Source organism: Amycolatopsis sp. NPDC104775 (assembly GCF_055583325.1).
In genome coordinates, this window is sequence record NZ_JBVJOE010000007.1 from 323,012 (window position 1) to 331,558 (window position 8,547).

8 protein-coding genes are annotated in these 8,547 nt (G+C 68.8%); 4 read left to right on the top strand and 4 right to left on the bottom strand.

All coding sequences use genetic code 11. From position 1 onward, the window contains the following. Nucleotides 1-134: 134 nt before the first annotated feature. From ACZ63D_RS29820 to ACZ63D_RS29835, 4 genes are all read right to left on the bottom strand, one after another. Nucleotides 135-341, bottom strand: a complete 207-nt coding sequence (locus ACZ63D_RS29820) for a hypothetical protein (protein ID WP_101440497.1) — start codon at nucleotides 339-341, stop codon at nucleotides 135-137. 259 nt (nucleotides 342-600) lie between these two features. Further along, a complete protein-coding gene (gene ku, locus ACZ63D_RS29825) occupies nucleotides 601-1,473 on the bottom strand; it encodes a non-homologous end joining protein Ku (protein WP_465357684.1) in 873 nt (290 codons plus the stop codon). A 96-nt stretch (nucleotides 1,474-1,569) separates the two neighbouring features. Further along, the gene (locus ACZ63D_RS29830; RefSeq protein ID WP_465357685.1) at nucleotides 1,570-2,520 is read right to left on the bottom strand and encodes a S41 family peptidase; all 951 of its coding nucleotides are present in this window, start codon (nucleotides 2,518-2,520) and stop codon (nucleotides 1,570-1,572) included. Beyond that, the gene (locus tag ACZ63D_RS29835; protein ID WP_465357686.1) at nucleotides 2,517-2,882 is read right to left on the bottom strand and encodes a VOC family protein; all 366 of its coding nucleotides are present in this window, start codon (nucleotides 2,880-2,882) and stop codon (nucleotides 2,517-2,519) included. Before ACZ63D_RS29835 ends, ACZ63D_RS29830 begins: the two co-directional genes overlap by 4 nt. 31 nt (nucleotides 2,883-2,913) lie before the next feature. Between ACZ63D_RS29835 and ACZ63D_RS29840 the strand changes: the two genes are divergently transcribed. From ACZ63D_RS29840 to ACZ63D_RS29855, 4 genes are all read left to right on the top strand, one after another. Then, entirely contained in the window at nucleotides 2,914-3,642 is a 729-nt protein-coding gene (locus ACZ63D_RS29840; protein ID WP_465357687.1) for a DinB family protein, read from the top strand. A gap of 280 nt (nucleotides 3,643-3,922) precedes the next feature. After that, the gene (locus ACZ63D_RS29845) at nucleotides 3,923-4,549 is read left to right on the top strand and encodes a TetR/AcrR family transcriptional regulator (protein ID WP_465357688.1); all 627 of its coding nucleotides are present in this window, start codon (nucleotides 3,923-3,925) and stop codon (nucleotides 4,547-4,549) included. Nucleotides 4,550-4,592: 43 nt separating this feature from the next. Continuing rightward, nucleotides 4,593-6,326, top strand: coding sequence for an ABC transporter ATP-binding protein (locus ACZ63D_RS29850; protein WP_465357689.1), 1,734 nt, complete (start codon nucleotides 4,593-4,595; stop codon nucleotides 6,324-6,326). Between the two features lie 113 nt (nucleotides 6,327-6,439). Further along, a complete protein-coding gene (locus tag ACZ63D_RS29855; RefSeq protein WP_465357817.1) occupies nucleotides 6,440-8,329 on the top strand; it encodes an ABC transporter ATP-binding protein in 1,890 nt (629 codons plus the stop codon). The last annotated feature ends 218 nt before the right edge of the window (nucleotides 8,330-8,547 follow it).

Sequence of the window (8,547 nt, forward strand, 5' to 3'; positions counted from 1 at the left end):
TCCGAGGGGGAGGGAGAGCCGAAGGACCCCCGGTAGTGTTAGCACACTGCCAAGCAGCTTGTACACGGCCAGGTACCCGATCGGGTAGAGATGCTCCGGCCGCGCAGCGTGGCGGGCGCGGCCGCCACTGAGGCTCAGGAAGCCTGCCGCAGCAGGGATTTCTCCGCTCCGGTGCAGGCGCACCCGGCGTCGAGGGTGTGACAGTCGATGATCAGGCCGTGCCGGACCCGGTCCAGGTCCAGGCAGGACGGATCGGTGCACTCGGCGAACCCGCGGTCCGGGTGGACCACCAGGGTGCCGTGACAGTGGTCGATGCCGCTCGTGCAGAACGCGCACTCCATGCTCAGCCGCCTTCCGCTCAGGTATTCGAGTCCCCGGCGTCGTCGCGCGGAGACCGGACTCTTCCTTGGTACCACTGGAATTCTCGCCGTCGCAGGATACCCGGCGGCGTGTCGGCCCCACGGTCCGGTGACGTCGGCCGCATTCGCTCACCGGGTGTGACGACCGCGGTTTTCCAGACGGCAGCGGTGAAATTTCACTGTTCCGGGCCGCGGAACATTCTTCGCTCGCCGGGCGCCGCCCCCGAATTCCCGCGCCGGGTCAGGCGCTCTTCGGCCGCCGGGCCCGCGCGGCCGGTTTCTTCGCCGCCGATTTGCCTTCGCCCGCGGCTTTTTTCGTCTCCTTGGCGGGCCCGCGGGTCTTCTTCGCCGCCGACACGCTCGCCTCCAGCGCCGCCATCAGGTCGACGACCTCGGCCTTCTCCCCCTGCTTCGGCGCGCCGACCGTCTGGCCGCCGCCCGCCTTCGCCTCGATCATCGCTTCGAGCGCTTCCCGGTAGGAGTCCGAGTATTTCTCCGGTTCGAACACCGGCTCCGACAGCGAGTCGATCAGCGACCCCGCCATCGTCACCTCCTGCGGCCGGACCTGCGGCGGATCCTCGTGCAGGAACGGGAAATCCGGGACCCGGACCTCGTCGGCCCACAGCATCGTGGTCATCACGAGCACGTCGTCCACGACGCGCAGCAGCGCCAGGCTCTCCCGCTGGCGCACCGCGACCTTCGCGATCGCCACGTGGCTCGCCTTCTGCAGCGCGTCGCGCAGCACCACGTACGGCTTCACCGCGTTCTTCTGCGGCTCCAGGTAGTAGGTGCGGTCGAACCGGATCGGGTCGATCGACTCCAGCGGCACGAATTCGAGCACGTCGATCGAACGCTGGGTGGGCAGCGGCAGTTCCGCGAGGTCGGCGTCGGTGATCACGACCATCTCGCCGTCGGGCAGCTCGTAGCCCTTGGCGATGTCGGAGTAGGGCACCTCTTCGCCGTCGATCGAGCAGAACCGCTTGTACTGGATCCGCCCGCCGTCGGCGACGTGCACCTGGCGCAGCGACACGTTCTTGTTCTCGGTCGCCGCGTACAGCTGGATCGGGATGCTGACCAGCCCGAAGGACACCGAGCCCTTCCACATCGACCGCATGCCGCGCACCTCCGCCGTTCGCCGGTACGTATTCACGCTCGGTGACCACCGTAGCCGCGATCGTCCGAATCCGACAGTCCGCGCAGGTCCGGACCCCTAGCCGCAGCCACTGCGCGTGCGCAGCCACTCACTCGCGGCCGCCTCCGGGTCCTGCGTCGCGAAGTCGGGCGCGATCGGCCGGTTCCCGTAGACCCGCCCGGTCCGGTCGACGTCGGCCACGTCCGTGACAAGCAGCTTCGCCCCGTCGACCAGGTCGAACACGCGGTTGCCGGTGGCGTACCCCGCGGTGGGGCCGCCGAACGTCGCCACCCGGCCGAGCCCGCGGAAGGCGATCAAGGTCGCTTCGCCCGAGCTGGCGGTGACGCGCGACGTCAGCACCGCGACCGGTGGCGCCGGGCGGCTCAACCGGACCGGATTGACCTCCTCAGTGCGCGGGTTCTCGCCGGACCAGGCCCGTCCGTCGTGAATGGACCAGAACTCCGGCGCGAGCCCCGGTCCGGCGAACGAGCCCGCGATGCCGTCCCCCAGCAACGGGGCCAGCACGGTCAGCATCGGCCACATGTCGCCGCCGCTGTCGTCGCGGAGATCGACGATCCACCCGCACGAGGCCTTCGCCTCGACCGCCCGCAGCGCCGTCACCCCGGCCGTGACGTACAGCCGCGCGCCCTCCGGGTCGGAGACGAAGCTGGGAATTCTCAGCTCCGCGATGCCGTCCTCGGCGTGGCTCACCGGGACCTGGATGGTCGCCGCCGAAGGCGCCTTCGCTCGCAGGGGGCTGAGCAGCACGGTGTGCGGATTGCCCAGCTCGGAGATCACCGTCTGAATCGCCGGATAAGTCTCGGAGAAGGTCGAAGCCCCTTCCGCGGCGCGCAACGCTTCGGCTTCCGCACGCGGCCAGTCCAGGCGGTCCCGATCGATCGAGTACTTCCGCAGCAGGTTCAGCGCGCCCAGAAGATACGTGCGCGGCGTCGTAACCGACGGCTGGGCCGCGACCAGCCCCGCGCCGAGCAGCACCAGCACGACAGCCGCGGCCAGCGCCCTTCTCAAGCCGGAGTCCCCGGGAAGTGCGGGTTCTCGATCACCCCGACCAGGTTTCCGTCCGGCGCGCGCACCAGGGCGGTCCGGATCCCGCCGCCGAAATCGGTCACCGCCGCGTGCTCCGCCGCGCCTTCCCCGACCAGCTCCGCCACCGCCGCGTCCACGTCGGGCACTCCCCAGTAGGCGACCGGCCCGTCGCCGTTCTCCGCGCGGCCGTTCGGGTCGAGCGCCAGTTCGTAGCCGTGGAGGCTGTACCCGACGTAGAACGGTTCGTCGAAGTACGGCGGCACCCCGAGCACCCGCGTCCACCATTCCTTCGCCGCGGCCAGGTCCTCGGCCGGATACACGATCGTGCGCAGTCCGTCGAACATGTGTTCATCCTGGCACGGCTAACCTGTCCGCATGAGGCGTTTCGACGACGAGGACCTCACCGGCGCGGAGTTCCGGGAATGCGATCTGAGCAGGGCCCGGCTGGTCGGCGTGGTCATGCGGGACGCGGAGATCGACGGCCTGGTCGCCAACCTCGTGGTCAACGGCGTCGACGTGATGCCCTACGTCGAGGCGGAGCTCGACCGCCGCCACCCGGTGCGGCTGCTGCTCCGCTCCGACGAGCCCGCCGACCTGCGCCAGGCCTGGCGGCAGCTGCGGGAGGACTGGGCGGCGACCGCCGAGCGCGTCCGGTCCCTGCCGGAAAACAGCGAGCACCGCGGCGTCGACGGCGAGTGGTCGATGGTCGAAACCCTGCGCCACCTTGTCTTCGTGCACGACTCCTGGTTCCGCCGCTGCGTGCTCGGGCGCACCGAGCCGTTCACGGCCATGGGACTGGGTCCGCAATACGTCATGGAGTCGGAGAGCGACCTGGACCCGTCGGCCCGGCCGAGCCTCGACGAGGTGCTCGCCGTGCGCGACCGGCAGGCTTCGGGAATCGAGGCGTGGCTGGCCGAGGTCACGCCCGAGCAGCTCGCGCAGACCGCGCCGGTGCCCGACGACGGCCGCTGGCCCCCGTACGCCAAGGGCCGGACAGTGCGGCAATGCCTCGGCACCGTGCTCGGCGAGGAATGGGCGCACCGCGGATTCTGCGAACGCGACCTGGGCAAACTGTCGCGCGCGGAGTCCGCGCCGGGCTCGTGAACGCGCCGGGGTGACGAGCCGGTGACGGCCGACCACGACGATTTGCCCGTGGCAGACCTCGCCCCCGAGCAAGCCCGGACGTCCACGCCCAGCGGCAGGCATCGAGCCGAAGCTGAGTATTTCGCCGCTGGTAGCCCCGATGCGGCCTTGCCTCGATGGAAACGCGCCCCCGCCTCTCCGGGCCACGGCCCGCCCGCCGCACAAGCCCTGCGGGAACGAAACTTTTCGCGGTCCGCATAATTTTTCGCGTCGCGCAACTTTCGCTGCTACTCTCGGTCCGGTGACCTCCCCTGCACCCCTGGGCCTGCGCGAGCGCAAGAAACGAGCCGCGCGAAGGGCGCTCTCCGAAGCCGCGCTGCGGATCGCGCTCGAGCGGGGCCTCGACCAGTTGCGGGTGGAGGACATCGCGAGCGAGGTGGGCGTGTCCCCGCGCACCTTCAACAACTACTTTTCCAGCAAGGAGGAAGCTGTCTGCGCGTTCATCGTCGAACGGCAGGAGCGCGTGGGCGAAGCGCTTCTGGCGAGGCCCGCGGACGAGCCGTTGTGGGACGCGGTCGTCAACGCCTCGATCACCCGGTTCGCCGAGGACGACCGGCCGAATCGCGACGACGTGCGGCGGGTGCGCGCGATGATGGTGAACAGCGGCCTGTTCGCCGAGATGCTGCGCGCGTTCGCCACGGTCGAGCGCGTGCTCGCCGACGCCATCGCCGAGCGGGCGGGCGGGCACGCAAATCCGTTGCACGCGCGGATGATGGCGAGCATTGTGCAGAACGCTTCGCGCCTCGCCTTCGAAACCTGGCTCAATTCGGACTCCGACGACGAAGAGTTCGTATCGGCCTTCACCGGTCTCCTGCGGGAGGCAGCCGCCGGGATGCCGGCACTGACCGCGCCCGGCGCGGTCCGCTAGACCCGAACCGACGCCACTCACTTTTTTGGGGGAGAAACCGACCGTGCTGGTCAAACTGTTGCGCAGCTACCTGCGCCCGTACCGGGGCGCGTTGTGGCTCGTCGTCGCGCTGCAACTGGTGCAGACGATCGCCGCGCTGTACCTGCCCACGCTCAACGCCGACATCATCGACGGCGGCCTGGTCAAGGGCGACACCGGCTACATCATCAAGATCGGCGGCGTGATGCTGCTGGTCACGCTGGTGCAGATCGCCGGGTCGATCGGGGCCGTCTACTACGGTTCCCGCGTTTCCGCCGCCGTCGGCCGCGACATCCGCGCCGGCGTCTTCCATCGCGTGCAGGATTTCTCCGCCCGCGAGATCGGCAAGTTCGGCACGCCCTCGCTGATCACCCGCACCACCAACGACGTCCAGCAGATCCAGCTGCTCGCCGCGCTCACCTTCACGCTGATGGTGTCCGCGCCGATCATGTGCGTCGGCGGCATCCTGCTCGCGCTGCAGCAGGACGTGCCGCTTTCGGCGCTGCTCGTCGTCATCGTGCCGCTGCTGGGCGTGGCGATCGGCCTCATCGTCATGCGGCTGCGCTCGGCGTTCCGGCTGATGCAGGTGCGCCTCGACCGGATCAACCAGGTCCTGCGCGAGCAGATCATGGGCATCCGGGTGATCCGCGCGTTCGTGCGCGACCAGCACGAGCGCGAGCGCTTCGGCCGCGCCAACGACGAGCTGTTCACCGTGTCGCTGCGGGTCGGCAGGCTGATCGCGCTGATGTTCCCGACCGTGATGCTGGTGGTGAACGTCTCCAGCGTCGCCGTGCTGTGGTTCGGCGGGCAGCGGGTCGACAGCGAAGCCATGCAGATCGGCGCGCTCACCGCGTTCCTGGCCTATCTGCTGCAGATCCTGATGGCGGTCATGATGGCCACCTTCATGTTCATGATGGTGCCGCGCGCGGAGGTCAGCGCCGAGCGGATCACCGAGGTGCTGGACACCGAATCGAGCGTGCGCCCGCCGGACGAGCCGCTCCCGGCCGGGACCGAGCGCGGGCATCTTGAGCTGACCGGTGTCGAATTCCGGTACCCCGGCGCGGAAAAGCCAGTGCTGCAGGACGTTTCGCTGTTCGCCCGGCCCGGGGAAACCACCGCGATCATCGGCAGCACTGGCAGCGGGAAGACGACGCTGCTCAACCTGATCCCGCGGCTGATGGACGCCACCGAGGGCTCGGTCCGGGTGGACGGCGTGGACGTGCGCCGGCTCGACCCGGAGGTGCTCTCGGCCGCGGTCGGCATGGTGCCGCAGAAGCCGTACCTGTTCGCCGGGACCGTCGCCAGCAACCTCCGCTACGGCAATCCGGACGCGACCGACGAGGAGCTCTGGCACGCGCTGGAAGTCGCGCAGGGCAAGGATTTCGTGGAAAAAATGGAACAGGGCCTCGACTCCCCCATCGCCCAGGGCGGCACGAACGTCTCGGGCGGGCAGCGGCAGCGGCTCGCGATCGCGCGGATGCTGGTGCACCGGCCGGAGATCTACCTGTTCGACGACTCGTTCAGCGCGCTGGACTACGCCACCGACGCCGCGCTGCGCCGCGCGCTCGCCGAAGAAACCCGCGACGCGACCGTCGTCATCGTCGCGCAGCGGGTCAGCACGATCCGCGGCGCGGACCGGATCATCGTGCTCGAGGACGGCCGCGTCGTCGGCACCGGAACCCACCCCGAGCTGATGGACGGCAACGAAACCTACCGGGAAATCGTGCTTTCGCAGCTGACCGAGCAGGAGGCGGCGTGAGCGAGGAAACGAAAACCGCCGTCGCGCCCGACGCCGACGAACCGGCCGCCGTCGCCCGCGACAAGACCCGTCCGGAACCCACCGCGGGACCCGGCCGGATGATGGCCGCGGGCATGCCCGCGGAGAAACCGCTCGACTTCAAGGGTTCGCTCCTCCGCCTGCTGCGGATGCTGCGCCCGCAACGAGCGACACTGACCGGGGTGCTGGTGCTCGGCGCGATCGGCGTCGCGCTGACCGTGCTCGGGCCGAAGGTGCTCGCCCGGGCGACCGACCTGATCTTCGCCGGGGTGATCAGCAAGCATCTGCCGCCGGGCATGACCAAGGACCAGATCATCGACGGCCTGCGAGCGCGCGGGGAGACCACGCTGGCCGACATGTTCAGCCGCGTCGACCTGGTGCCCGGCCACGGCGTCGACTTCACCGCGGTCGGCCAGGTGTTGATGATCGTGCTGGCACTGTACGTCTTCGCGTCGTTCCTCGGCGTCATCCAGGCACGGCTCACCACGAACCTCGTGCAGGGCGCGGTGTTCCGGCTGCGCCAGGACATCGAGGCGAAATTCGCCCGGCTGCCGCTGCGCTATTTCGACCGCCAGCCGCGCGGCGAGGTGCTGAGCCGGGTCACCAACGACATCGACAACCTGGCGCAGTCGCTGCAGCAGACGCTGTCGCAGATCGTCACGTCGCTGTTCACCGTGCTGGGCGTGCTGGTGATGATGTTCGTCATCTCGCCGCTGCTGGGTGTGATCGTCCTGCTGACGGTGCCGGTGTCGGTGTTCGTCGCGGCCAAGATCGGCAAACGCGCACAGCCCCAGTTCATCCGGCAGTGGTCGACGACCGGGAAGCTGAACGCGCACATCGAGGAGATGTACACGGGCCACTCGCTCGTGCACGTCTTCGGCCGCCGCAAGGAGGCCGAAGAGGTCTTCCGGCAGCAGAACGAGGCGCTGTACGAGGCCAGCTTCAAGGCCTCTTTCATCTCCGGCACGATCCAGCCCGGGATGATGTTCATCGGCAACCTGAGCTACGTGCTGGTCGCGGTCGTCGGCGCGCTGCGCGTCGCCTCGGGAACCCTGACCCTGGGCGACGTGCAGGCGTTCATCCAGTACTCGCGCCAGTTCAGCCAGCCGGTCACGCAGATCGCGAGCATGGCGAACCTGCTGCAGTCCGGCGTGGCCTCGGCCGAGCGGGTGTTCGCGCTGCTGGACGCCAAGGAGCAGGAACCGGAGCCGGAGCACCCGCAGCGCCCGGAGGTCGTGCGCGGCAAGGTCGAATTCGAGCACGTGTCGTTCCGCTACCTGAAGGACACCCCGCTCATCGAAAACCTGTCGTTGTCGGTGGAACCCGGCCAGACCGTCGCGATCGTCGGCCCGACCGGCGCGGGAAAGACCACCCTGGTCAACCTCCTGATGCGCTTCTACGAAATCGACGGCGGCCGCATCACCCTGGACGGCGTCGACATCAAGGCCATGAACCGCGAGGAACTGCGCTCGAAAACCGGCATGGTCCTGCAAGACGCCTGGCTGTTCGGCGGCACGATCGCGGAAAACATCGCCTACGGCGCGGACAACGTCACCCGCGAACAGGTCATCGAAGCCGCGAAGGCGACCTACGTGGACCGCTTCGTCCGCACCCTCCCCGACGGCTACGACACAGTCCTGGACGACGAAGGCGGCACAGTCAGCGCAGGCGAGAAACAGCTGATCACCGTCGCCCGGGCCTTCCTGGCCAAGCCGGCGATCCTCATCCTGGACGAAGCCACCAGCTCAGTGGACACCCGCACCGAGGTCCTCATCCAGCACGCGATGAACTCCCTGCGCACCGGCCGCACGAGCTTCGTGATCGCCCACCGCCTCTCCACCATCCGAGACGCAGACGTGATCCTGGTGATGGAAAACGGCAACATCGTGGAACAGGGAAACCACGAAACCCTCATCAACGCAGACGGCGCCTACTCCCGCCTCTACGCGGCCCAATTCGCCGAAGCAATGGCAGAAACCGAATAACCACACCCAGACAATTCGTGAGGGGAACCCCGAGGGAATCTGATTCCCTCGGGGTTCCCCTCACGACTCTCCGCAGCAACACACCCACCCCCACCCAGGCAGCCACACCCGCCCCTGCACCCCGATACGAAGCCTCCCCTGCGGTTCGGGGGGGGGGGGGGGGGGGCAACTTGCCCGCTGCCGCCAACCACCAAAAAACACCGCAAAACCTCGTTTAA

Bases quoted from the DNA above. Each gene is read 5' to 3' on its own strand.
- ku (WP_465357684.1), bottom strand. From the start codon at position 1,473: ATGCGGTCGATGTGGAAGGGCTCGGTGTCCTTCGGGCTGGTCAGCATC.
- ACZ63D_RS29840 (WP_465357687.1), top strand. From the start codon at position 2,914: ATGAGGCGTTTCGACGACGAGGACCTCACCGGCGCGGAGTTCCGGGAA.
- ACZ63D_RS29855 (WP_465357817.1), top strand. From the start codon at position 6,440: ATGCCCGCGGAGAAACCGCTCGACTTCAAGGGTTCGCTCCTCCGCCTG.
- ACZ63D_RS29835 (WP_465357686.1), bottom strand. From the start codon at position 2,882: ATGTTCGACGGACTGCGCACGATCGTGTATCCGGCCGAGGACCTGGCC.
- ACZ63D_RS29820 (WP_101440497.1), bottom strand. From the start codon at position 341: ATGGAGTGCGCGTTCTGCACGAGCGGCATCGACCACTGTCACGGCACC.